This is a genomic window from Pseudomonas abyssi (genome assembly GCF_002307495.1).
Taxonomy (GTDB): Bacteria; Pseudomonadota; Gammaproteobacteria; order Pseudomonadales; family Pseudomonadaceae; genus Halopseudomonas; species Halopseudomonas abyssi.
Window position 1 is genome coordinate 44,851 of record NZ_NTMR01000020.1, and the last position, 24,698, is coordinate 69,548.

The following is a 24,698-nucleotide window of genomic DNA, read 5'->3' on the forward strand; positions in this document are numbered from 1 at the left end:
CAATCCATGCAAGTCGATGGACGCGATATCGCTCTCGACAAGGAAGGTTTTCTGCAGTCGCTGGATGACTGGTCTGAAGCCGTTGCGGCCGAACTGGCCCGGCGCGAGGGTATCGAACTGACGGCGGCGCACATGGAGGTCATTCTGCTGCTGCGCCGTTTCTACCACACCTATCAGCTCTCCCCCGCCATGCGCCCACTGGTCAAGTTCGTCGGCCAGGAGCTGGGCAAGGGAAAAGGCAACAGCATGTATTTGCTCAGCCTGTTCCCCGGCAGTCCGGCCAAGTTGGGCAGCAAGTTTGCTGGGCTGCCCAAGCCGGACAACTGCCTGTAGTCGGCGGTCAGTCGCTTTCCAGCGTCGCCAACACCACCAGTTGATCGCCATCAGCCAGGCGCAGGGGCTTGTCGCGCGGCGGGTTGAGCTGCAGGCGGCGACCTTCTGCGTCGGCCTTGGCTCGGTAGATGCCCAATGCCGTGTCACCCTGAAGAGCCACCACGGCCTCCAGGTCGGCGAAGGTGGTGACGCTCTGCATCGGGTAATCCTGCAAGTCACGGAACAGCAATTCGGGGCCACCGGTCGTCAGCAGGTATTCAAACATCAAACCCAGTTCACGGCGCTGAGCAATCTGCGCCATCAAATGGCTGAGGATGGTCGGGCCGACGATGGTCTCGCCGCGCTTGCGCACCACCAGCGCTTCGTTGGCCGGATCGCTCAGCTCCAGCAGCAGCTGCGGCCGCTGAGTGCGGTCACGCAGCAGTTCGTCAACGATCAGGTAGCCGACCATGGCGCGGGCGTCCGCCTCCTCGCCCGACTCCAGGCGGTCTGAGGATATCAGCAGGATCGAATCGAAACGCTGTTCGATCAACCCACGCAGTGCCCCCTCCACCATGTAATCGGCCTGGCTGTGGTGACATTCCACCCGCGCGGTATCCGGGCTGTAGGCCTGGATGGCGGCAACGCGCTCGGCTGGATCCAGCACCGATACCATGTGAACGTCGAAGCGAAAGTTGCGGTAGCCGGCCAGCTCATGGATCAACGCGGGGACGCGGCGGCTCCAGCCAAGGATAAGCAGGCGTCGCATCCCGCCTGCCTGGCGTTGCGGCGCGCTCGCCGGGCGCTGCAACGGTTTCAGCGGCGTACTGGCCTCCGCCACCGGTTCGGCGTGCGCATAATCGCGGGCCAGCATCACGACTTTATCGCCAGCCTGAATGACCTCCTCGCTGGGCGCATTGAGCCAGGTGCGCCAGCTGCCGCCATCGGGACGCATCAGACCGCAGACAATCGCTTCCGGCGCGCGGCTGCCAATGTCCGCCAGGCTCATGCCAACGCAGTTGTCGGTGGAACGGATATAGAACTCGTTGCCGTCGTATACCGTGAGAACTTCGCCAAACAGCTCCGGCAGACCGGGGTGAATGATCGACTGGGCAAACAGGCGACTGACCAGCGCATCACTCGCCAGCACCTCCAGAGGGCCGGAATAGGCGCGCTGCATGACGGTCAGCTTGCGTCGGTCATCGACCTCGGCGACGACGTAGGGCGGCGTGATACCGCGCTGCTGGGCCTGGGCCTGCAGTGTTAACAACGCCTTGATGGTTTCCACGTCGCTGCTGACCAGCCCGCCAGCAGTCTGCATGCGACCCGGGATCAGCACCACGGCCGCCTGCAGGCAGGCGGCCCGATCCAGGTCTTCAGGCTGCAGGGCGGTACCGGAGCGCAGGATGATGTTGCTCATATTGCGGCGGATCAGCGGAATGGCGCGAAGCTCATGGACATGTTCGGCGGTGACTTCCTCGGCCAGGATCACCAGCCGCAGTCGCTTGGTCAGGCGAGCCTTGAGCAGGCGCTGGATGCCGCCGTTAACGTCGAGAATTTCCTGTACCAGCGGGATAGTGCGGTTGGTCCAGCCAAGAATGACGATGTGGTCGGTTACGGTGACCGGTGTCAGACCCTGCTCCAGCTTGACCATCATGGCAATCAGCCAACGGGTCATGATGGCTACCAGCGCGCCAAGAAATACCACGTAGCCGCTCAGGGTCAGCACGGTGGAGACGATGCGTCGCCAGGTGCCCTCATCATCGCCGAGGTAGCCCGGATCGGTCAGGCGAAGAAAGGCCCACCAGACCGAGTCGGCCAGATCGCCCTCACCACTGCTGGGGTACACCAGCCAGCCGCCGACCAGCGAGATCAGGGCGATAAAGGCGGCGACTACCAGCAACTGATAATGGGCGCCCTTGATGAACTGGCGCTCGACCAGATAACGCAGCCGGTCGACAAAGGAGAATGGCAACATGGAGTCTGGGTCTCGCTGGCAATTTCTTAACGGTGGGTTTTCCTGCTAGATTGCGTCTTCGACCCAGCCAGCGTCTATCTGTTCACTGCCATGGATTATATCGAGCACATTCTGGGCATCGCCCTGATCGTACTTTACTGGCTTTTTACCGCCGCGGTTACCCTGCGCGTGCTTGGTAAACGTACGCCAGTCAGCGTCACGCTGTCGTGGCTGCTGGTTATCTACATCCTGCCGGTGGTGGGCGCCGCCTTGTATCTGATGCTGGGCGAACTCAACCTCGGCCGTCAGCGTGCACGCCGCGCCGAAGAGATGGTCAAACCCTTCCTGAGCAGCATCGCTGAAGACTTTCAGGGGCCGCGGGGATCGCTGCCCGGAGGCTCGCTGGTCCAGGGTATCCACCAGATGTTGCAGCAGCGCCTGGGCATGGGGGCGCTGGGCTATGAGCAGATGACCCTGCTGGACAATCCAGACGCTATTTTCAGCCGCCTGTGTGAGGATGTTGCCAAAGCTCAGCACAGTATTCACCTGGAAACCTATATCTGGTTTCCCGGCGGGCGTGTCGACACCCTGTCCGAGGCGCTGATGGCTGCTGCGGCGCGTGGCGTCAAGGTCTCGCTGCTGATTGATCATGCCGGCAGCCGTGCGTTTTTCCGCTCGCCTTGGCGCAAACGCCTGATTGATGCCGGTATCGAGGTCGTGCCCGCCCTGCCCGTCCGGCTGTGGCGTGCGCTGGTGCAGCGGATCGACCTGCGCCTGCATCGCAAACTGGTGGTCATTGACGGACGTATTGCCTACAGCGGTTCGATGAATATCGCCGACCCGCGTTTTTTCAAGACAGAGGCCAAGGTTGGCGAGTGGGTGGATATCATGCTGCGCCTGGAAGGGCCGGCGGCACACGGCCTGGACAAGGTCTTTGCCTGGGACTGGGAGGTAGAAACCGGCCTGCGTCGCCTGGCGCCCGCCCCCGTCAGCCCGCCAGCCTGCTACAAGTGGCTGTCGGTCTTGCCCTCAGGCCCCGGAACCGGTGAAGACCTGATCGGGCAGGCGGTGTTGTCCAGCATCTACCGGGCCAACGACAGCATTACCATCAGCACGCCCTACTTTGTGCCGTCGGAAGCCATCTTCGACGCCCTCTGCCAGGCCGCTCGACGCGGCGTGCGCGTCAAGGTGCTTATTCCGCAGCGCAACGACTCACGCATGGTGAGCTGGGCCAGTCGCGCCTACTTCGAGCGGCTCTTGCAGTCGGGCGGTGAGATCTACCTCTTCGCTGGCGGCTTGCTGCATACCAAGGCGATGCTAATGGATGATCAGCTGGCTCTGGTGGGCAGTGTAAACCTGGATATCCGCAGTCTGCAGCTCAACTTCGAGTTGACCCTGACCCTGTTTTCCCCCGAAGCCTGCGCCAGTATCCGTCGCCTGCTGGACGGTTACCTGCAAGACAGTACGCCGCTGGAGCTGGAGCGCTGGAAGCAGCGCTCTCGGGCCGCTCGCGTGCTGGAGCGCGGAATGTTTTTCTTGAGTCCGTTGCTCTGACCCGGGACCTGCCGGCAGCGGGTAGTGCCACTTGTCATTACAAAAAGAAAGGACTTGCAATCGATGTTGTGATGGCTAAACTCAAATGAGTTTGATTATCACTTGCGAGATTGCAATGAAAGTGTACCTGGTCCCCGTCAGTCTCACCGTCAGCATGATGAGCCCCGCTGTGCTGGCAACCCAACACCCTGCTCCGCAGCAAGCCCACGCGCGGCAAAGCGCAGTGGTGCAGCTGCAGGAGCACAGCCGGTCGCTCGCTCAGTTGCTGCAGCAGCCGGTAGACGTGCAGGCCCTGAGTCAGCTTGAAGAGCTGAGCTACCAGCTCGAAGGCGACCTCCTGGCTCTGGGCAGCGCCTGGTCACGGGTGGCCGAGCCGCTGGAGTCGCTGCACCAGGCGGTGGAACTGGGCGATCCGGACGCCGCCCAGCGCCATGCCCGGGGCTATCTTGAAGCCATGTCCAACTGGCAGACCGGTCGCCTGGATTGAGCGCCTGGGCCGGCCCCGGCGTGCGGCGTTGACGGCTGCTTTGGCGGCCCTGCCCTGCAGATGGCTACTGAGCCGAAACGGCAACCGCAGCGCGCCGTTAAAGCTGGCTGGCGATGGGCAGCCAGCCCAGCGTCCAGCTCATGAAACGGCGGAAACGGCTGGCGTCAGGTTCGGCGTCCCAGGTTTCACCCTCTGCCTGCCAGCGCACCTCCCCCTGTTCGTTCAGGCTAAGCTCAAAAGCGTAGTCTTCTGACGTCCAGCGCTGAAACAGATCAACCATCTCCTGGGCCAGCTCTTCGTTTTCAATCAGAACGCCGACTTCGGTGTTGAGCTTGATCGAGCGCGGGTCCAGGTTGACCGAACCGATAAACGCCGATTTACGATCAAATACGAAGGTCTTGGCGTGCAGGCTGGCCAGGGACTCACCAAGGAACGGGCTGGCCCTTTCCTGCTGGCCCGCAATGGGGCGTAGCTCCCACATGTTTACCCCACCTTCGAGTAGCGGCACCCGTGAGCGCGCGTAGCCGCTGTGCACCGCCAGTACGTCGGTGGTGGCCAGCGAATTGGTCAGAACGGAGATATCCACCCCACGCTCGCGCAACTTGAGCAGCAAGCGCTCACCTGGCTCGCGCGGTACAAAATACGCAGAGGTCAGCAGCAGTTCCTCTTCGGTCTGGAGGATGGGCTCGGCCAGCGCGCGTCCCAAAAAAGCGACCTGATTACCGTCACCGTGCGGATCTGACTTGGACGGATCATCATAGAACCAGGTGGCCTTGCCCCAGTGCCAGTTCAAGGTGGAGCCGCCCATTTGGCTGAGGAAGCGCGAACGCTCGACGGCGCGCACGTAGGGGTTGCTTGCCGCCGCGCGGCTGCTTGAGCCCAGGCGAGCGCGTAGCGCCGCCAGATCATCGGCATCTGCCGCATCAGCCATGACATTGATCGGAATCGCGATACCGCTGTTCCAGAAGTTGTCAAAGCTGTCCGAGGCATCATTACTGATCGGCCCTATGCCGATAACATCGACATCCTGAAAGTCGACATCGGTGAGCGCAAAATACTCGTCCCCGATATTGCGACCACCAGTGATCAGCGCCTGGTTGTCCGCCACAATCAGCTTGTTGTGCATGCGGTAGTTGATGCGCCCAAACTCGCCCAGCTTGCTGAACAGCTTCAGCCACTCGCTGCGCAGGCTTAGCGGGTTGTACAGGCGCACCTCGATATTGGGGTGAATATCGACCGTGGACACCCTGACATCTTCCAGCCCGGCGCCGACGTCATCAATCAGCAAGCGGACTCGCACGCCGCGATCGGCCGCCTTGAGCAGGTGCTCGGTAATCAGCCCCCCGGTTACGTCGGTGTTATAGATGTAGTACTGGATATCCAGGCTTTGCTCGGCCATGTCGATCAGCCGAACGCGCGCGGCCAAGGCATCGGCGCCATTGTGCAGGAGAATAAAGCCCGACTCCCCTCCACTTTCTGATTGCCTGCTACTGACATAACGACTCAGCGTCGTGTTGTCATCGCTCGGCAGGTGGTAGCTCGGCAGCTCGCTATGGCTGTGGCCTGCAGTGGCACAGCCAACAATGAGTGTGATCAAGCCGATCAGAAGCAGAGGTCGCAACATGTGTATGTCCTTATCGAACGCCCGGTAGCTTGGCTACCGGGTCATGGCTTGGCCTGGCTACTCCGTGTACTGGTCTGTGACCACCAGTTGATAGCTGACCCGACGCACGCCTCGATTGTCGATCACAACGTATCCACTTTGTGCAGGCTTCAGCCCTTGAGTATAGGCAGCACTGTAGAGCGCACGCCATGCAGACTCCACACTGTGCTGCGTGCGATCAAAGTCTAGACTGAGTACCTGCTGCTCGGGTACCTGGCGTGTCTGGTAGCCCGCTTGCGGTACCGGTGTTCCGTCGACCGGAAAGGCGACGGTAAAGTTCAGTTGCTCTGGCGAATTGCTGGCCAGGTCATCGAACACCAGATTCAGCGGGCCGGCGACGCCGACCTGGCCGCGACGCTGTGCGGTGATGGCAACATTCACCGCCATCGACCCCACCTCGTCGAGCAGTTCGTTCGGGTGCAGGCGTGCAGCCCTGCCGAAGAGCACGCTGGCCGGACGCGTCAGCAGGCGAACCGGATAAACCTGCCCATCTTCCCGTACCTGCAGCTCTTCGCCAGCACGAATATCCACCGCCTTTTGCGCGCTGACCGGCAATGGCGCATAGGTCGAGGCACAGAGTTCAGAGGCTTTGAAGCTGTCGCGCTGGCTGGCGGACAGTTGCTGGTTGGCCGCGACGGCCCGGCAGATCTGCTGATCGTATCCGCGCCAGGCCTGGCGCAGGGCGCCCGCCTCGGTCAGCGTGCGGATGCTGCCCTCTCCGGCGTTGGCCGCTGCCAGCAAGAGTGCAGTCTGCCGGCCCTGGGCAGCCTCACGCCGATCAGGGCCGCCCACGCCAACACCCGGTGCGGCTTTTGTTTCAGCATGCACATTGGCGCCAGCGGCCAGCAGACGACGCATACTTTCGATCTGGTTCTGCTCGGCAGCCACCATCAAGGGCGTTTTACCCCAGGCATTACCGGCGTTGGGGTCAAAGCCGCGCTGAAGCAATAGGCTCACGGCTTCGGGGTTGGCAACCGCCGCCATCAGGGCGGTATCGCCGTCCGGCCCCTGGCCGCGCGCAGGCCCCAGCACCTCGGTCTCGTAATCCACAAAATCACTGACGACGTTCAGCGGTGCGCCATTGAGCAGCACGCTGTGCAGGGTGGCAAACTGGCGCCCCTGCTCCAGGGCACCTGGTTCGGGCGCAAACGCATAACGCGGCTGGTAACGGGCAAAGGGCGCGGGCACGTCCTCCGGCAGCTGCTCAGGCAACTGCAGGTTCTCCATGCTGCGAGCAAAAGTTTCGTGCAACAGCAGGCTGGCAGCCAGCTGTGCTTCCTCAGTGCTCAGGCCCTGATCGGCAAACATCTGGTTCAGTTCCTGCTGGGCCGGTACAAGCATGGGCATCATGCGCCGGTAGCGCTGCTTGTTGCCCAGGTTACGCTCTGACCAGGCAAAAAAAGCATCCATCGCGGCATCATGACGCTGCCGGATGGCAGCTGCACGGCCGCTGCGAGTGTATTCATCCACCCCCAGCAATGGCAGGTTCAACAAGGTCCACTGATACTCTTTCCAGCGCTGGTGCAAGTCGCGTCGATCCTGCTGCGAGTAGCCCGGCAACGGGTCGCCAGCCAGACTGCTCAGCTCTGCATCCAGCAGCGCAAAGCTCGGCAGGCCACGCAGGGTGTCGGTGCGCGGCGGCGTCAGATAGCTTTGCATCAGGCACAGCGGCTGCAGCTCAGTGCCAAGGGCGTATACCCCGGCGTAGGCGGACTCGCCGCGCGCTGCCGGGGAGTAGAAGCCCCAGGTTTCGTTGACCAGCGCCAGCAGTTCACCCTGGTAGCGGAACAGGTCGATGCTGGCATAGTCGCTGGTTTGCGAAGAGGAGGCGTTGGCGCGACCGCCGTAGTTCGGCTGCTTGGCAACCCAGGCTGGCAGGGTGCGATGGTCCATGACCACACGATCATCAATACGCAGGCCGCGTGCGCGCTGCTGATACCCGGCGTAGAGGCCGGCGTTGTAGAGCTCGACCCGGTAGCGATGGCCGTTGGCTGATACCTCATTGTCCGCAGAGCGATTGCCGGCCAACAGCTCGGCACCGGCCAACTGATTGATATCGGGGTCACCCTTGGCAGCCAAAGCGTTGTTGAGCGCGGTCGCGATCGGGCCACAGAAACCGGGGCGCTGTTCATCAGCTACCCGAAACTCCGCATAACTTGCCCAGCCATGACGCTGGGATCGCGCAGCAGTTTGTGGTTCGGGCCACCGACGGATCTGCTCTATACGCTCGCGATAGAGCCCTTGCAGGCAACGCTGAGCGTCAGGGTTGTCTAACAGTGTGCTGTCGGAGGCATTGCCAAGCCCGCAATAGCCGCCACGCGCAAGCAGCCACTGGCGCTGACTGGCAGCCAGGGCCAGTGCCCCGGGCAGATCCAGCTGGTCCAGCCGCTGGTGCAGCAGATCCGCAAGAGTGCGATCCTGGGCAGCCAGCGCATCATTGGCGCACACCTGGCGGTGTACTTCCGGCAAGGCGCCGCTGCAGTCGAAACTGGCCCGGCCCGGTGTCGGCAAGGCGGACAGGCGCGGCGTGAGGTCGGGTTTGGGTTTTGGGCCCGGAGGTGGATTACTGGCGCAGGCGCCAAGCAACGCAGTCAGAGCGATCAATGCACCGCGTGATGGGTTCAACATGCGTTCACTCCCTGATCAATCAATGAAAATGGCTGTGCCGTAGATGGTGTACCGCCCTGCTCCGCCACCCGGTGGCGGCGGGAACGGACCGGCCTGACGAATCGCCTGCTCGGCCGCCCGATCCAGCACGGTGTCGCCGCACGGGTCAATCTCGAAGGCAATCATCTGGCCGCGCTCATCCACCGTGATCTCATAGGGGATGTAGCATTGCCGCTTGAAGTCCTCCGGATCACCCCGATAGCCGGGCGGTGGTTTGTAGACGGAGCCAGCGGGCCGCCGCAGTTGCGCCGTGACCCTGCCCTTGACGGTGTCGGCATAACCCGAGGGTGCCATCCGGCCCCGGCTGCTGGCCTGCGCTGCTGGCGGTGGGCTTGGCGGCGCAGCCCATTGCTGGTTAGCGCCAAAGCTGTGAACCGGCGGCCCACTCGGCTTGGGCGGGCTTGTCGGTGGCGTTGGCCGCGGCGCAGGCTGAGGCTTGGGCGGCTCGGGCAGCGGCTCTGGCTCTGGCTCAGGTTCGGGCTCCGGTTCTGGCGGCGGCGGTGGCGGTGGTGGCGGGACATACAGGTCCACCGCAATCGCATCCGGCCTGCTTGGCAACGGCTGATGACGGAACTGCGCGCCCATCAGCCAGGCCAGCAACGCCAGGTGCAGGCCGATCGACACCGCCGCGACCAGCAGGCGAACAGGCCAGCGGCTGCGGTTTGCGTTTGTGTCCATCAGGGCTCCAGTTCTTCCGAGGCGACCAGGCTGATCTGGCTGTAGCCGGCTTTCTGCAGGGTATTCATTACCTGCATCAGCGTGCCGTATTCGACGGCCTTGTCGCCGCGCAGGAACAGCCGGGTGCGCACATCGTTGCCGGTGATGCCGTGCACGCCGGCGGCCAGTTGCTCAAGGCTCAACGCCTGTTCCTGAACAAAGAGCTTGCCGTCGGCCTGCACGCTGACATACACCGGCTCCCCCGGCGGTGGGTTGGGCGCTGCCGCATTGCTTGGCAGGTCAACCGGCACATCCACCGTCGCCAGCGGCGCTGCCACCATGAAAATGATCAGTAGCACCAGCATCACATCCACAAAGGGCGTGATATTCATCTCGGCGTTTTCCTGATAGTTGTGCCGTTTGACCAGCGGCCCCGAGTTCAGCTGAATGCCCATATCAGCGCCCTTCGTCCAGTTGACGGGAAACGCTGGCGATCATCTCTGCCGAGAAATTGTCCAGCGCGCCGACAAAGCCATTAATATCGCGGGCAAACTTGTTGAAGATCATCACCGCTGGAATCGCCGCAAACAGGCCAAGAGCGGTCGCCAGCAAGGCTTCGGCGATACCGGGTGCCACCACAGCCAGGCTGGCTGATTTCAGCGTGGCGATGCTGGCGAAACTGTTGAGAATCCCCCAGACGGTGCCAAATAGGCCGATAAAGGGTGCGGTCGCGCCGATGGTGGCAAGCACCCCCATCATGGTGCCCATGCGTGCCAGATCGCGCTCTTGCACGATGCCTGCGGTCAGGGCAATGCGTTGCAGCAGTCGGTTGATGCGGTCTGGTTCGTGATTGTCGGCGTTGACGTTGCGGTAGTGACGCAGCTCACTCTGAGCGACCTGCCACATGCGGCCCATTGCGCTGTGTTCCAGCTGGTCGCCCAACTGTTCGGGCTGACCGGCACGGAATGCTTTGAGAAAACGCGCGTTGCGGCGCCGCGCGCGGCCAAATACAAAGACCTTCTCCAGCAGCACCGCCCAGGTCAGCAGTGAGCAAAATACCAAGAGGATCATCACCGACTTCACCAGCGGATCGGCCTGCAGGTACATTTCCTTTACGCCGAAGCTGGTATGCGGGGCGTCGACGTCAGCCGCCGTCGGCGCCGTATTCAGCGCGGGCGCGCCCTGCGTTACCGCAGCCGTCTGGGCTGCTGGCGACTGTGCTTGCACCGCTGTCTGCGTCTGGGCGCTGTCGCTCTCGGCCTGTGCCAACACCAGCCCCGCCGAGGTGCCCCCAGCACCCAGCAGAACCAGTAATGAAAGGGCGCGCAAACGCTGTTGCCAACGGCTGGCGGAGTGAGAGAAGGACCGAATGTGCATGGAAACTCCGATTATTGTGTTTGTTGTTTGATCTGTAGCATGCGTTGGCTGTCTAGCCGTCGATGTTCTGTGGCGTCAGAATGGCGTGCAGTTCGGCCACGTATTGGCCAAAGGCCTCACGCCCGCCCGCTGTCAGGCAAACCCGCGTACGCGGTTTCTTGCCGACAAAATCTTTTTTGATCTGTACGTAGTTAGCCCCCTCCAGGGTGCCAAGATGCGCGCCAAGGTTGCCGTCGGTGGTGTCGACAATGCTGCGCAGGGATACAAAATCCAGCCACTGCCGAGAACCGAGCGTATTCAGCGCGGCCATGATCTTCAGGCGTACCGGTTGATGAATCAGATCGTTGGGAGATTGCATCAGCACCTCCGCAACCAGCAGCCTGCGACGATCAGCGTGCCGCCCCAGCTGAACGCCAGCCACCACCAGTAGTGGGTATCGGCAAACCAGTAGGCGCAGCAGCACAACAGTGCCAGAGCCGCGCCAAGCACGATGTAGCGTGGACGCGACTGGGCGCCGCGGATGACGTAGAGGGTGGCGACAAACAAGGGAACGATCATGCCGCCCTGGCGCGGCGTAATTGGCCAGAACAGCACATGCAAGATGACATCGAACAGCAGAATGGACAGGATTATTAACAGGTAGCGCGGGGCAATGCCGGGGGCGTCGCTACTGCGGCACGCCATGCGGGTGCCCAGAACGACGCCGCTAAGGGCAATCGCCCCCCAAATCAGTAACAGGTGCGACTGTAGCAAGGCGCTCAGGATGCACCCGGCCATATTGAGACTGCCCCAGAGCATGAGCTGCTGGGCCTCAAAGCGATAGTCCTGAAAGCCGGCAACACGAGCCTGCACGTTGCTGATTTCGCGCAGCGCCTGGGCGGCCTCGTCCCGAGAAGGTGGCATAGCAATATCCGTGATCTTTGTTTTTATCGTTGCAAAGCACTCTATTTGACAGAGTAGACAAAAACAAGATGCGTATCAGAAAAAACTGTCTGGTCTTTTTGCGCCGTCAGCTCGATTCGACAACGCCCGGCGCCCAGGCCTCTACTCGGTTGCGGCCATTCTCCTTGGCGCGGTACAGCGCCTGATCCGCGCGCTCGACCAGGGTATGCAATGGCGCCTGCTCGTTCGGCGCAATCAAGGTATACCCGATGGAGACGGTGGCGCTTAGGCTGTCCTCTCCCGCGCCAACATCGGTGGACTGCCATTGGCTGCGCAAGCGTTGCGTCAGAGCCTCTATCTGCGCGCCATCGATATTGCTGACCAGCAGCAGAAACTCTTCTCCGCCGAAACGGCAGGCCAGATCCTGATCGCGCAGATGGCCACCGAGCAGGCGAGCGAAGCTGGCCAGCACGCGATCACCGGCCTGATGCCCCCAGGTGTCGTTGATGCGCTTGAAATGGTCCAGGTCCAGCAGCATCAAGGCTGCGCTATGGCCCTCACGACGATTTGCCGTCAGTTGCTGTTGTGCGGCCTGATCAAAGGCCCGACGATTGAGCAGGTTGGTAAGGGAGTCATAGCTGGCCTGCTGCTTGAGTTCTTCCTGCAGGCGGCGCAATAGAAACATGATGCACAGCATCGAAAACGCGTAGATGAAGACGATCCCTTCCAGGTAATTGAGCACCTCGACTGGCTCGGCTTGCTCGAAGGTGGTGGCCTGGATGTACACCGGGTCAATGCAGTAGAGCACAAAGCGGCGAAGGTAGAGCGCCGCGTGCATCCCCCAGATGACACACCAGGCAATGGTCAGCGTGCGTTGTCGCCCCGATGTGAGCAGCAGCTCTCGTGCCATCAGCAGGCTGATGACGACGACGACCGCGCTGTGGGTGAGGATACTGAAGCGCAGAGAATCACGCAGAATGAAAAAAGCCAGGCCCTGGGCGAGCAGAAACAGCAATTGATAGCGCAACAGGTGCGGCGGCGAGGCGCGAAGACGGTAGCAGCGCGCGCCCCACCAGAGTACGAGGTACCCTTGGGTTAGTGCCACCGCGCTGATCCACAGCGGCAGATACTCACGGGCAGACTGCAACAAGGCTCCGGCGACCACCATGGTCAGGCCCAGCGCCCAGAATCGCATGGCCGGTACCTGAGGGTTGAGCGCTGCAGCGACCAGCAGGCATAACACTGCAGTGGCGGTGGTCAGCGCTAAAACCAGCATAAGGGTCGTCATGTCGAGCACAGTCAATCACCCTGCAGGGTTATTTTTTGTGCTCAGAATACCCCTTGTTCATGGCCTCTTGCCATGCCCGGTTGCCGTGTTTTGCATTTGCCGCCCTTCAGGGGCAGGCACTGTTGCCCTGCTCCACCCAGATCAGGTCTTCGACCGCAAAACCGCGCTGGCGGGCCGCTTCGACAAAGGCCTGCTTGACCTCCGCATCGGGGTTGGGGTCACGAGCAAGCAGCCACAGGTAGTCGTGGTTGGGGCCGGAAACATAGGCGTGCTGGTAGTCGTCGTCTAGCCCGAAGACCGCGTAGGTGCCATAAAAGGGCCCGAAGAATGACACTTTGAGATAACCGGTGTTGTCGTCTTCCACAAAGCGCGCTGTGCCCTCTGCCTGATCCCACTGTTTCTTCTCGGCGTTGCAGCCGCGGTTGATCACGCTGATGCTGCCGTCAGCAGCTTCTTTATACTCGGCCGTGACCTGGCTCAGGCCACGCTCGAAACCGTGGTCCAGGCGCGCGACCTCGTACCAGGTGCCCAGATAGCGCTCGGCGTCGAAGGGGCTGACTGGCTCCACGCCCGTGGGCAGGCGCACGCAGCCGGCGGTTGCGGTGATGGCCAGTGCGGCCAACGCAATGGCATGTTTATTCATGGGTATTCCTCCAGCAGGTAGTCAAGCAGGCGCTCCAACAGGGCCGCTGTCGCATCCAGGGTTTTCTGCGACACCGCCAGAATCTGCTCCGCGCTCTGCACTTGGCCGCCCGGCACCAGTGATGCGGCGTCGGCCGTGACGAAGGCATCAAGCAGTGCACGATTGGCTTCCAGGTGAAATTGCAGCCCGATGACCGAACGGCCCAACTGAAATGCCTGGTGGCGGCAGACGTCACTTGACGCCAGCAGCACCGCGCCGGCGGGCAGATCAAAGGTCTCGCCATGCCAGTGCAGCACCTCAATCCGGTCAGGAAAGTGAAAGGCCGCGCCGTTCAGGTGCGTATTGCCAAAAACCGGCAGCCAGCCGATCTCTCGCTCCGGCCCCGGGTACACCGGCTGGCCCAGCGCGCTGGCGATCAGCTGCGCGCCCAGACAAACACCTAACACGCGTTTGTCGGCGGTCAGCGCCTGGCGTATAAACGCCTTCTCATGTGCCAGCCATGGCAGCTCGGCTTCATCGTTGGCGCTCATGGGGCCGCCCATAACCACCAGCAGATCAAAATCGTCCAGTGAAGGCAGAGGGTCTCCTGCGTACAGGCGCGTGCCGCTGACCTCTACTCCCCTTGCCCGCAGGCTGTCCTCGATAATCCCCAGCCCTTCAAACTCGACGTGTTGCAGGTAATGCGCGCGCATGCCCTCGTTGCTCCTTCATACAGCTTCTAACGGCCAGACAGCGCTGCTCGACCCGCGTGCGGTCTGGGCCGGTTATTGATCAGCGCTTCGCTCATGTGATGGGCATGGCTGACAAAGGTTCCCTGCCGGTGACCCGAGGGTGATCTGCGTCTCACACGTCCTTGAAGCGGAACACATCGGCCTGCTGGTAGCGCTTGAGGCACAGCGTCATGAGCAGCGTACGGTGTGGCCGGAACAGATCACGGGCCTGATCCACATCCAGCATCAGTGCGCCGATATCGGTGTCACGGTAGGTGCGGTAGCCGACCTTGTTGTCATCCAGCTCGGGACAGGCCGTTATGCTGACATACAGGCGATCCTCGGGGCGCTCGTACAGAGCCTGCAAACGATCACAATTGACCAGCAGGCTACGGTAGTGCCTGGCCTGGGAATACACATGCACCGAACTGATGACGTCTTCCTGCACCAGACGGGTCAGGCACCGGTCGCGACGGGTTTTATCGTCGTTGAAATAGAACTCGATGATGTAGTCAGTCACGGCAGCGCCCTGGTCATCCATGACGCGAATGACCGTGTTCTGGTAGGCATTGTAGTGATCACCATCACGCTGACTGGCGGCACGGCTGACCTCGTCGGTGTGCTCCGCCAGCCGCTGACGCCAGTCAGCAAAGCCGCTGTCCGGCACCATCAGCGCACCACAGATCAGGTTCCAGGTCATCGACTCCCGGGTGCCCCGCCCCTTGGCGGTGATACTGCCATGATTTTCGCCGTCGACCACGGCAAAGGCCAGTCCCTGCGCTTGGGCCTCCTGATAGTCGATGCGCGGCGCGGCATCCGGTTGTTGGCTGAAGTCGATCAGCATACGGGCTGCCTGTAGATTGGCCGTTGATACCCGCACGGTGCCATCGGTGCCGGGCTTATTGGCAACGGCGGCGATGCCGCTGTAGCCGCTGTTGCCGACCAACACAGTACACAACAGGTTGCCATCACCCAGTGGCGCGTCGGCGTTGAACAGGTCCTGCTCGGCCAACTCCCAACTGTAGCTGCTGGCCAGCTCCAGCCCCTTGAGAATCTGCGCGCCGGTTTCAAACAGGCGGCTGCCCTTCCAGCCCTTCACGGCCCGCCCGATGACCGAGCGCCCCGTGTGTGCCAGCGGCGAGCCGAAGTTGGCCGGAGCCAGCATCAGCAAATGGTGAATGGGGCGGCAATCAGGAGCAAACCGTCTCAGCCAGTCACGGATCACCAGGCCACCGGTACTGTGCACGATGGCATCGACGCTTTTGGGCGTGCGCGGCAGCCCGCGGTCGTCCCAGGCACGATCAAGCGCGGCCACCAGATCAGCAAAAGTGACCTGGTCATCCAGCGAGATGTAGTCGCCCAGATGGATGTCGGCTACCTCGGCAGAGATACCGTCGGGCGGTGGGTTGGCGAGCCGTTTGGCGAGGTCGCGAAAGGAGCTGTAGCTGTCGCTCCAGCCGTGCAGAATGACCAGCATAGATCGTCTCCGCGTTGGATATCGGGCTCGGCGCGAATGACGACTGCTGGACGGCTTCCTGCCGGGTTCGGTTATTAACCTTAGACGCTGCTGCGTTCCTTGCACAGCGCCCTCTGAATCTGTGGATTCGCTGGTGACCAGCCTGGCTGGTCACGCAACGTCGAGCAGCACTAGCTACCCTCGACGCGGAAACCCACCTTCATCACCACTTGAAAGTGCGCGACCTTGCCATCGACGATATGGCCGCGGGTTTCCTGCACCTCAAACCATTCCAGGTTTTTTACCGTCTTGGCGCATTCGGCAATACCGCTGCTGATGGCATCGTCGATGCTGGTGGGCGAAGAGCCGACAATCTCGATGCGTTTGTACAGGTGATGATCCGACATGTGTTACCTCCATTGACGTATGCAAACCCGGCGCAAATAACAGGCGCCCGGTACTTCATCGACGGCAGCGAGGCTGCCAGAGTTCCTGCAGAATCGAACGGGTAAGGCTGATCGGCGCTGCTGCGCAGGGGCCGCAACCTGACAGCGGCTGGCTGCCAGAGTCAGTCGGTTGGCCACCCAGGGCCGCAGCCCGGACAGCAGCAAAAGACCATACTGACGGCTATCAATAAAACAACAAGGACACCCCTCATGCAGCGCTTGCTTCCCTTTGCCCTGCTGCTTGCACTCGGCAGCCCCGTTACTTCCGTTACGGCGGTTGAGCGGCCCAACATCCTGCTGATTGTCGCCGATGATCTGGGGTTCAGTGACGCTGGCGCCTATGGCGGCGAAATCAGCACCCCGAATATTGATCAACTCGCCGCCGAAGGGTTGCAGTTCACCAATTTTCATGTGGCCGCCACCTGCTCGCCTACCCGTTCAATGCTGATGACCGGCGTCGACAATCACCTGGTGGGCATGGGCAACATGAAAGAAATCATGGCCGACAATCAGAAGGGTCAGCCAGGCTACGAAGGCTGGTTAAACGACAGCGTAGTCACCCTGCCCAGCTTGCTGCAGGACGCGGGCTACAGTACCTACATGGCGGGCAAGTGGCACCTGGGCGGACGACCACAGAGCCAGCCGGTAGCGCGCGGCTTTGATCGCTCCTTCGCCTTGATGGAAAGTGGTGCCGACAACTGGGAAGCCAAACATTACCTGCCCGGTGGTACGGCCACCTGGCTTGAGGATGGCAAGCCGGTCGACCTGCCCGACAACTTCTATTCCTCGTTTACCTACGCGGACAAACTGATCAGTTACATCGATGGCGGGCGGGCGCAGGGCAAGCCCTTTTTCGGCTACCTGGCCTTCCAGGCGGTGCATGCGCCGCACCAGGTGCCCGAAGAGTACATCGAGGGCTACCAGTCACTGTATGCCGCCGGCTGGGACCAGATTCGCGCTGATCGTTATCAACGCCAACTGGCCAGCGGACTATTGCCGGACAGCGGCGAGAACCCGGTAACCGACGATTGGGGTACCTTTTATCAGCGCACCCATATCGACTGGGACTCCCTGGGGGACGATGAAAAAGCCTACCGCAGTCGCCAGATGGCCGTCTTTGCCGGCATGGCCGAGGCGATGGATCAGAGTATCGGCAAGGTCATCCGCTACCTCAAAGACAGCGGGCAGTATGACAACACGCTGATTCTGTTCATGAGTGACAATGGCGGTGAATCAACCGTGCTTCGCGAGGTCGCGCCGCTGTTCTATCGCCTGCGCTACAACACTGACTACGACGCCCTGGGCGCCCCCGGCAGCTACAGCGAATACGGTCCGGGCTGGGCCTATGCCTCCAACACGCCGTTCTATTCGTTCAAGGGCTCGCCGTTCAGCGGTGGCATGCGCGTACCGCTGATTATCAGCCAGCCTGGCCGTATCGCGGCCGGCACGCGAACCCACAGCTTTGGCTACGTCACCGATATCACGCCAACCCTGCTGGACATCGCCGGCGTAGCGCAGCCCGATGGTGAGTATCGCGGCCAGCCGGTGCACGCGATCATGGGCACCAGCATGCGTGCGCTGCTCGAGGGGCGTGCAGAGCGAGTACACGCCCCCGAGCACCCCACGGTGTACGAACTGGCCGGCGGCATTGCCGTGTGGCTGGGCGACTACAAGCTGGTGACCTCCAAAACCAACTCGATTCCGGCCCGAGACGGTCCGCAGCTGTTCAATGTGACCGAAGACCCGCTGGAGCGGCATAACCTAGCGGAGCAACATCCCGAGAAAGTCGAGCAGATGATGCAGATCTACCGCGACTACGTGGTGCGCAATCAGGTCATCGAAGTGCCCGCCGATTACCGGGCATGGGAGCAGGTGAAGAAAAACGGCCGTGAGCAGTTCATCGCCAATCATCGCCTGAGTCTGCTGCTGTTCGGTCTGGCCGTGATTGCCTTGGTGGTGCTAGGTGGCTGGTTGCTGGTGCGTCGCCAACGCCGCTGACCGGCGTCGATAAGCTGACGCAATGATCGAGAATTTGCCTGCTGATTCGATCTGGCTCCACGCACGGCAGGCGGACTAGGCTTGTGCCATGCGCCACCTCCAATGCACTGGGGGTGGTTATCCGCGGGTCACCGGCCCGCCCATTGCCGGGGGAAAACCCAGTGAGTCTGGCCAAAGCCTATTTCGATGTTGGATTGTTTACCAATCAGTATGAGGCGCAACAGCGTTTTTGGTCCGAGCAGGTTGGCCTGCCGTTCGACCATACGCTCAAGCTGGGTGGTGGCGTGCGCCAGCATCGTTACCAAGCCGGCGAAGCCGTGCTGAAATTGAACGATGCCCGCGATCCCTTGCCGGCGGCAGAGCGCCAGCCGATTGCCGCTTTGCTGGTGGCGCTCGCCGGCCTCGACACGCCCCAACAGCTGCAAGACCCGGATGGCAACATGATTACCCTGCTGCCGATCGGCCATCAGGGGATTCACGGCCTGGCCGTTCGTCTGCAGGTTCGCGATGTCGCCAGAAGCAGCCGCTTCTATCAGCAGGTCCTTGCCTGTGTCGAGGTGTCAGCCGGTGTGCTGCGCTGTGGGGAGGCGCTGATACTGCTTGAACAGGCAGGCGCGAACAGCGCCCCTGATGCGACGGCGCTGGCGGCCAAGGGGCTGCGTTATTTGACGCTGCAGGTGTTTGATTGTGACGCTGCCTATGCCAGCGCTCTGGCCGTTGGCGCCGACGGCGCAAAGGCGCCGGTAACCATGGGCAGTACCGCGCGTATCGCCTTTATCCGCGACCCGGACGGGATCTGGATCGAGCTGTCAGAGCGCGCCTCGGTAACAGGCAAGGCGATCGGTTAGCCGCACAGGTAGGTGCCCGTGCCGACCGCGATCAGGTTGCCGTCGTCGGCGTGCAGCTCGGAGCGCACCACCCCGACCTTGTTGCCGGAGCGCAGAGGCACAGAGGTGCAGACAAACTGTTCCCCTCGGCCTGGCCGCAGGTAGTCGACACGCAGATCGATGGTGCCCAGCTTGGACAAGCGCGTCATACGCTCTTGCAGACTGAGGTGGGCATGCTTCTCGAACGCGCCAATCAGGGCCATCGCGCCACCGCATACATCGATCAGCGAGGAGATGGCGCCGCCGTGCAGAATGCCCTGGGTGTAGTTGCCGATCAGGTCGGGGCGCATGCGGATGCTCATTACCACGCAGTCGGGGCGAATCTCGTCAATCTCGATGCCCAGCAACTGGTTGTAGGGAATACGGTTGAAGAACCCGTGAACTGTCTTGACCAGGTCGTCGGGCAGCAGTTCTGGCGCGTCGTCGGGCGTGGGTGGGGTGAGGGGCGATGTGGTCATGGGTAACTCCTGAAACAATGGGTTACACCCTGCCCTATTCGCCCGCTGCGCACCAGCGCCGGACGGCACTGCGTCCAGCATTTGGCAGTTTAGCCCTGCTCCGTTGCCAGCACACCCTTGGCGCCGGCCTGGGCTTCAAACCACTTGAGCTTGTCGTGCAGCTGGACCACCTCGCCGACAATCAGCAGCGTTGGCGGCTTGATGGTTTCTTCGGCCACGCGCTCGGCCATGTCGGCCAAGGTGCCGATCAGTACCTTCTGATTCTGGGTGGTGCCCTGCTGTACCAGTGCAATCGGTGTCTGCGCGTCGCGCCCATGAGCAATCAGCTGGCTGCAGATGTCAGGCAAGCCGACCAGCCCCATGTAGAACACCAGTGTCTGCCCCGGCGCCACCAGATCACGCCACGGCAGATTGGTACTGCCGTCTTTCAGGTGCCCGGTAACAAAGCGGACGGATTGCGCGTAGTCACGGTGCGTCAGAGGGATACCCGCATAGGCGGAGCAACCGTTGGCAGCGGTAATGCCGGGCACGACCTGAAACGGCACACCGTGGGTGGCCAGCTCTTCGATTTCTTCGCCACCCCGGCCGAAGATGAAGGGGTCACCGCCCTTGAGCCTGAGCACACGCTTGCCCTGTTGTGCCAGACGCACCAGCAGCTGGTTGATCTCCTCTTGCGGGACGGCGTGATCGCTGCGCGCCTTGCCGACGTAGATGCGGTCAGCGTCACGGCGGCACAGGTCGATGATCGCCGGCGCGACCAGCCGGTCATGCAGCACCACATCGGCCTGCTGCATCAGCCGCAGGGCACGGAACGTCAGCAGATCCGGGTCACCGGGACCAGCGCCGACCAGGTAGACCTCGCCTCGATACACCTGATCGCGCTGACCGTTGAGCTCGGCCTCCAGCATGACAGCTGCGTCAGCGTCGCGGCCGGCGAAGACACGCTCGGCCACCTCACCCTGGAAGATGTTCTCCCAGAAAGCGCGGCGCTGGTTGATGGTCGGAAAGGCTTCCTTCACCTGCTGGCGGAAGCGCTTGGCCAACTGGGCCAGCCGGCCATAGGCGGCAGGAAACAACGTTTCGATACGTGCCCGGGTCAAACGTGCCAGCACCGGTGCATGGCTGCCGCTGGACACAGCGATCAACAGCGGCGAGCGATCAACAATGGCAGGAAAGATCACCGTACACAGGTGTGGCGCGTCTACCGCGTTGACCGGTATGCGCAGTGCCTGGGCGTCGGCTGAGACTCGAGCGTTAAGCGGCTCGTCATCGGTCGCGGCGATGACGAGCACGGCGTCATTCAGGTCTGCCGGCTGGTAGCCACCCTCTCGGATGCCGCCACCGGTGTCGGCAACCAGCTCGCGCAGTGCTGGCTCGATCTGTGGCGCGACCACGTACAGGCAAGCACTTGCCTCGCTCAACAGGCGCGCCTTGCGCAGGGCGATCTCGCCACCGCCGACAACCAGCACGCGACGGCCGGCAAGATTGTGAAACAGTGGCAGAAATTCCATACGGGGCTTTCTCGTCTGCAAGGTCATGACAGCAAAGCGGGAGCCATCGGCTCCCGCTCTGGAGGAAAGGTCAACTCAGCTTAGCCGATGCGCTCGGCACCACCCATGTAGCTACGCAGCGCCTGCGGCACGTCGATGCTGCCGTCGGCTTGCTGGTAGTTTTCCAGCACGGCAACCAGCGTGCGCCCTACCGCCAGACCCGACCCGTTGAGGGTGTGTACCAGCTCCGGCTTGCCCGTTTCCGGGTTACGCCAGCGGGCCTGCATGCGGCGGGCCTGAAAATCACCGCAGTTGGAACAGGATGAGATCTCGCGGTACTTGCCCTGGCTCGGAATCCAGACTTCCAGATCGTACGTCTGCTGCGCGCTGAAACCCATATCACCGGTGCACAGGGCCATGGTGCGGTACGGCAGCTCCAGGCGCTTGAGCACGTCTTCGGCATGACCGGTGAGCTCTTCCAGTGCGGCTGCGGACTCGTCCGGGCGTACGATCTGTACCATCTCGACCTTGTCGAACTGGTGCTGGCGAATCATGCCGCGGGTGTCACGACCAGCCGAGCCGGCTTCGCTGCGGAAGCACGGGGTATGGGCGGTCAGTTTCAGCGGCAGTTCTTCTGCGCCGAGAATGCTCTGGCTGACGATATTGGTCAGCGACACTTCAGCAGTAGGGATCAGGTACAGATCGCGCTGGTCGTCGCCGCGCTGAATCTTGAACAGGTCTTCTTCAAATTTGGGTAGCTGGCCGGTGCCTTGCAGCGCTTCGGCCTGGACCAGGTAGGGCGTGTAGGCCTCTTCATAACCGTGCTCGTTGACGTGTAGATCCAGCATGAACTGCGCCAGCGCGCGGTGCAGGCGCGCGATCGGCCCGCGCATCAGGGCAAAGCGCGCACCCGAGAGTTTGGCTGCGGTTTCAAAGTCCAGGTAACCGTGCTGTTCGCCCAGTGCCACGTGGTCCTTGACCTCAAAGTCGAAGCTGCGCGGCGTGCCCCAGCGGCGCACTTCAACGTTCTCGTCCTCGTCATTACCGACCGGAACGGATTCGGCCGGCAGGTTGGGCATGCTCAACAGCAGCGCGTCCAGCTCCTGCTGGATGCCTTCAAGCTCTTGCTTGCCTTCGGCCAGCTCAGTGCCCATGCGGTCAACGTCGGCCAGCAGTGGCTGAATGTCTTCGCCACGCGCCTTGGCCTGCCCGATCGACTTAGAGCGACTGTTGCGTTCGGCCTGCAGGGTTTCGGTGCGGGTCTGCACAGCCTTGCGGCGAGACTCCAGCGCATCGAGCTGGGCCAGATCCAGCGCGAAACCACGGGTGGCCAGGCGCTCGGCGAGCAGTTGCGGTTGGGTACGAACGAGTTTGGCATCAAGCATGGGTGATCATCATCTTTTGCAGTTTCAGGTGACGGCTGGTCAGCGCGTCAGTGACAGGCCAGCCCAGGTGGCGAGTAGTCCAATGCAGACACTGAGCAGCACATAGCCCAGTGCCAGCAGGCCTTCGCCATTCTCCAGCAGCCGCAGCGTGTCCAGAGAAAAGGTCGAAAAGGTGGTAAAAGCGCCCAGCAAGCCGGTGACCAGCAGCTGCCGCAGCACCGGCGAGAGCTCCGGGCGCTCCAGCCAAAGGCCGTATAGTACACCGATCAGCAGGCATCCGAGCAGATTCACCAGCAAGGTTGGCAACGGAAACAGCTTGGGCCAATGCGCCATGGACCACTGCGCTACGCCGAAGCGCGCCAGAGCCCCCACGGCGCCGCCCAGCATGACCGCCAGACAGAGCTTAATCATCCGACCTCCGTTGTCTGCTGCTGGTCGCATCCAGGCTGCGCAGGTGTTGAAGTTTCTGCGCGATTTTTAGTTCCAGGCCACGCGGCACCGGCTGGTAGTACTGGCGCGGTTCCAGGTCTTCGGGGAAGTAGTCTTCGCCGGCCGCATAGGCCTCCGGCTCGTCGTGCGCGTAGCGATAACCGTCGCTGTAGCCCAGTTCTTTCATTAGCTTGGTCGGCGCGTTGCGCAGGTGCAGCGGCACCTCCAGCGAGCCCTGCCCGGCCACATCGCGCATGGCGGTATTGAAGGCGTTGTAGACCGCGTTGCTTTTGGGCGCGCAAGCCAGATAGGTGATGGCCTGGGCCACAGCCAGTTCGCCTTCCGGGCTGCCCAGACGCTCCTGCACGTCCCAGGCGTTAAGACAGAGCGTCAGCGCTCTGGGGTCGGCGTTGCCGATGTCTTCGCTGGCCATGCGCACCACCCGGCGCGCGATGTACAGCGGATCACAGCCGCCATCGAGCATGCGTGCGAACCAATAGAGAGCGGCGTCCGGGTTGGAGCCGCGCACGGATTTATGCAGTGCTGAGATTTGATCGTAAAAGGCTTCACCGCCCTTGTCGAAGCGGCGGCGGTTGTCACTGAGCAGTTCACCGAGCAACTCGACCTCGATGACCCCGCCCTGCTCCACCAGATCGGCGGCAATCTCCAGCAGATTGAGCAGGCGACGTGCGTCGCCGTCGCTAGCATCTAGCAGCAGTTGCCGTGCCTGCGGGCTGAGCTGCAGCTGGAGCGCACCGAGACCGCGCTCCGTGTCCTCCAGGGCGCGGTCCAGCAGGCCGCTCAAGGCCTCCTCGTCCAACCCCTTGAGGACGTAGACACGGGCTCGGGAGAGCAAGGCGTTGTTCAGCTCGAACGACGGGTTTTCAGTGGTGGCGCCGATAAACAGCAAGGTACCGTCTTCGACGTAGGGCAGGAACGCATCCTGCTGCGCTTTGTTGAAGCGATGTACCTCGTCAACAAACAGGATGGTGCGGCGCCCGTTGGCGGCGTAGTTCTGCCGAGCGATATCCACCGCCTGGCGAATATCCTTCACGCCGGCCAGCACCGCCGAGAGGGTTTCAAAGTGGGCGTCGGTGACTGTCGCGATCAAGCGCGCAAGGGTGGTCTTGCCGACACCGGGCGGCCCCCAGAAGATCATGGAGTGCAGTGCGCCCTGCTCCAGCGCGGTGCGCAGCGGCCGACCGGCAGCCAGCAGGTGCGCCTGGCCGGCGTATTCATCAAGGTTGCGCGGACGCATGCGCGCGGCCAGCGGCTCGCGCGGTGCGGGCGCAGCGAACAGGCCGCCGTTATTCACTGATCACATCGACCCCGTCCGGCACCTCAAACTGAAAGGCGTCGGCAGCGACTGGCTCATTCAGCACCACATTCTGGAACAGAATGTTGGTGCGCTGGCCAATCGGATCATTGAGCTGCATGTCGTTGATCAGCCCGTCGCGGAAGGAAAGGCGAAGCGTCTCGAACATGGTGTCGCTGGCCTTGGGGGTCAACACAAAGTCGTCGACGGTACCGCCCTGAGTCCAGCGGATGCTGAAGTTGTCGGTCAGGGTGCTGACGTCGCCAGACAGCAGCAGCGCGGGAGTGTGCGTCAGTCGCTGATCCAGGGCCTGAATGGTGACCTGCATCAGGTCCGGATCGTACAGCCAGACCTGCTCGCCATCGGAGATCAGCACCTGCTCCAACGGAGGATCGGTATGCCAACGAAACTTGCCCGGGCGCTGCAGGGTTACCTGGCCGCTGGTTTCCTGCAGGTTGGAGCCGTTGGAGCTGAGCGTCATTTGCGAAAAATTACCCGTCAGCGTGTTAGCCGCCGACAGCAGCTCGTTCAGGCGCTCGGCGGCCGCCGCTTCATCCTGAGCCATCGCCGGCGTTGTCAGCAGCGCCGCGCACAGCACAATCCAGCGCCAACCAGTGATGCGATTCAACATGGCAGG

24 protein-coding genes are annotated in these 24,698 nt (G+C 62.2%); 5 read left to right on the forward strand and 19 right to left on the reverse strand.

The annotated features are described in order from the left end of the window. Positions 1–6 precede the first annotated feature (6 nt). Entirely contained in the window at positions 7–333 is a 327-nt protein-coding gene (locus CNQ84_RS15080; RefSeq protein WP_096005729.1) for a TusE/DsrC/DsvC family sulfur relay protein, read from the forward strand. A gap of 7 nt (positions 334–340) precedes the next feature. Here CNQ84_RS15080 and CNQ84_RS15085 read toward each other — a convergent pair whose 3' ends face one another. Beyond that, positions 341–2,290: a CASTOR/POLLUX-related putative ion channel gene (locus tag CNQ84_RS15085; protein WP_096005664.1), complete on the reverse strand. Its 1,950-nt coding sequence runs from the start codon at positions 2,288–2,290 to the stop codon at positions 341–343. A 90-nt stretch (positions 2,291–2,380) separates the two neighbouring features. Here CNQ84_RS15085 and cls point away from each other — a divergent pair, with 90 nt between their 5' ends. Continuing rightward, positions 2,381–3,823: a cardiolipin synthase gene (cls, locus tag CNQ84_RS15090; RefSeq protein ID WP_096005665.1), complete on the forward strand. Its 1,443-nt coding sequence runs from the start codon at positions 2,381–2,383 to the stop codon at positions 3,821–3,823. Positions 3,824–3,938: 115 nt separating this feature from the next. Continuing rightward, a complete protein-coding gene (locus CNQ84_RS15095) occupies positions 3,939–4,310 on the forward strand; it encodes a DUF6746 family protein (protein WP_096005666.1) in 372 nt (123 codons plus the stop codon). 97 nt (positions 4,311–4,407) lie between these two features. On the opposite strand, the gene CNQ84_RS15100 is transcribed toward CNQ84_RS15095, so the two are convergent. The 12 genes from CNQ84_RS15100 to CNQ84_RS15155 form a co-directional block, all read right to left on the reverse strand. After that, positions 4,408–5,934 (reverse strand): phospholipase D family protein, encoded by a 1,527-nt coding sequence (locus CNQ84_RS15100; protein WP_096005667.1) that lies wholly within the window; start codon positions 5,932–5,934, stop codon positions 4,408–4,410. Positions 5,935–5,991: 57 nt separating this feature from the next. Then, on the reverse strand, positions 5,992–8,601 hold the full coding sequence (locus CNQ84_RS15105) for an ankyrin repeat domain-containing protein (RefSeq protein ID WP_096005668.1): 2,610 nt from the start codon (positions 8,599–8,601) through the stop codon (positions 5,992–5,994). Positions 8,602–8,616: 15 nt separating this feature from the next. Beyond that, the gene (locus tag CNQ84_RS20605) at positions 8,617–9,318 is read right to left on the reverse strand and encodes a TonB family protein (RefSeq protein WP_174704264.1); all 702 of its coding nucleotides are present in this window, start codon (positions 9,316–9,318) and stop codon (positions 8,617–8,619) included. Further along, the gene (exbD, locus tag CNQ84_RS15115) at positions 9,318–9,752 is read right to left on the reverse strand and encodes a TonB system transport protein ExbD (RefSeq protein ID WP_096005670.1); all 435 of its coding nucleotides are present in this window, start codon (positions 9,750–9,752) and stop codon (positions 9,318–9,320) included. Before exbD ends, CNQ84_RS20605 begins: the two co-directional genes overlap by 1 nt. A 1-nt stretch (position 9,753) precedes the next feature. After that, entirely contained in the window at positions 9,754–10,674 is a 921-nt protein-coding gene (locus CNQ84_RS15120; protein WP_096005671.1) for a MotA/TolQ/ExbB proton channel family protein, read from the reverse strand. Between the two features lie 52 nt (positions 10,675–10,726). Next, positions 10,727–11,032: a winged helix-turn-helix domain-containing protein gene (locus tag CNQ84_RS15125; RefSeq protein WP_096005672.1), complete on the reverse strand. Its 306-nt coding sequence runs from the start codon at positions 11,030–11,032 to the stop codon at positions 10,727–10,729. Beyond that, the gene (locus tag CNQ84_RS15130; protein ID WP_065335750.1) at positions 11,032–11,577 is read right to left on the reverse strand and encodes a hypothetical protein; all 546 of its coding nucleotides are present in this window, start codon (positions 11,575–11,577) and stop codon (positions 11,032–11,034) included. Before CNQ84_RS15130 ends, CNQ84_RS15125 begins: the two co-directional genes overlap by 1 nt. Before the next feature lie 106 nt (positions 11,578–11,683). Next, positions 11,684–12,844, reverse strand: a complete 1,161-nt coding sequence (locus CNQ84_RS15135; RefSeq protein ID WP_096005673.1) for a GGDEF domain-containing protein — start codon at positions 12,842–12,844, stop codon at positions 11,684–11,686. A 106-nt stretch (positions 12,845–12,950) separates the two neighbouring features. Further along, positions 12,951–13,487, reverse strand: a complete 537-nt coding sequence (locus CNQ84_RS15140) for a lipocalin family protein (protein WP_096005674.1) — start codon at positions 13,485–13,487, stop codon at positions 12,951–12,953. After that, positions 13,484–14,179, reverse strand: coding sequence for a type 1 glutamine amidotransferase (locus CNQ84_RS15145; protein ID WP_096005675.1), 696 nt, complete (start codon positions 14,177–14,179; stop codon positions 13,484–13,486). The genes CNQ84_RS15140 and CNQ84_RS15145 overlap by 4 nt, the downstream gene beginning before the upstream one ends. 151 nt (positions 14,180–14,330) lie before the next feature. Next, on the reverse strand, positions 14,331–15,674 hold the full coding sequence (locus tag CNQ84_RS15150) for an esterase/lipase family protein (RefSeq protein WP_096005676.1): 1,344 nt from the start codon (positions 15,672–15,674) through the stop codon (positions 14,331–14,333). Between the two features lie 170 nt (positions 15,675–15,844). After that, the gene (locus CNQ84_RS15155) at positions 15,845–16,060 is read right to left on the reverse strand and encodes a dodecin (protein ID WP_083727778.1); all 216 of its coding nucleotides are present in this window, start codon (positions 16,058–16,060) and stop codon (positions 15,845–15,847) included. Between the two features lie 249 nt (positions 16,061–16,309). Between CNQ84_RS15155 and CNQ84_RS15160 the strand changes: the two genes are divergently transcribed. Together CNQ84_RS15160 and CNQ84_RS15165 are read left to right on the forward strand one after the other, a co-directional pair. Continuing rightward, positions 16,310–18,097 carry an arylsulfatase gene (locus tag CNQ84_RS15160; RefSeq protein ID WP_096005677.1) on the forward strand — a complete coding sequence of 596 codons (1,788 nt, stop codon included), beginning with the start codon at positions 16,310–16,312 and terminating at the stop codon, positions 18,095–18,097. Between the two features lie 161 nt (positions 18,098–18,258). Continuing rightward, positions 18,259–18,945 carry a VOC family protein gene (locus tag CNQ84_RS15165; RefSeq protein ID WP_096005678.1) on the forward strand — a complete coding sequence of 229 codons (687 nt, stop codon included), beginning with the start codon at positions 18,259–18,261 and terminating at the stop codon, positions 18,943–18,945. On the opposite strand, the gene CNQ84_RS15170 is transcribed toward CNQ84_RS15165, so the two are convergent. From CNQ84_RS15170 to lolA, 6 genes are all read right to left on the reverse strand, one after another. Continuing rightward, on the reverse strand, positions 18,942–19,442 hold the full coding sequence (locus CNQ84_RS15170) for a thioesterase family protein (RefSeq protein WP_096005679.1): 501 nt from the start codon (positions 19,440–19,442) through the stop codon (positions 18,942–18,944). The two genes, CNQ84_RS15165 and CNQ84_RS15170, sit on opposite strands and share 4 nt — an antisense overlap. Before the next feature lie 89 nt (positions 19,443–19,531). Then, entirely contained in the window at positions 19,532–20,953 is a 1,422-nt protein-coding gene (cysG, locus tag CNQ84_RS15175) for a siroheme synthase CysG (RefSeq protein ID WP_096005680.1), read from the reverse strand. A gap of 80 nt (positions 20,954–21,033) precedes the next feature. Continuing rightward, complete coding sequence (serS, locus tag CNQ84_RS15180; protein ID WP_096005681.1) at positions 21,034–22,317, reverse strand: serine--tRNA ligase; 1,284 nt, start codon at positions 22,315–22,317, stop codon at positions 21,034–21,036. Positions 22,318–22,356: 39 nt separating this feature from the next. Next, a complete protein-coding gene (gene crcB / locus CNQ84_RS15185; RefSeq protein ID WP_096005682.1) occupies positions 22,357–22,728 on the reverse strand; it encodes a fluoride efflux transporter CrcB in 372 nt (123 codons plus the stop codon). After that, on the reverse strand, positions 22,721–24,004 hold the full coding sequence (locus CNQ84_RS15190) for a replication-associated recombination protein A (protein WP_096005730.1): 1,284 nt from the start codon (positions 24,002–24,004) through the stop codon (positions 22,721–22,723). The genes crcB and CNQ84_RS15190 overlap by 8 nt, the downstream gene beginning before the upstream one ends. Before the next feature lie 49 nt (positions 24,005–24,053). Then, a complete protein-coding gene (gene lolA, locus CNQ84_RS15195) occupies positions 24,054–24,692 on the reverse strand; it encodes an outer membrane lipoprotein periplasmic chaperone LolA (protein ID WP_096005683.1) in 639 nt (212 codons plus the stop codon). Between the last annotated feature and the right edge of the window lie 6 nt (positions 24,693–24,698).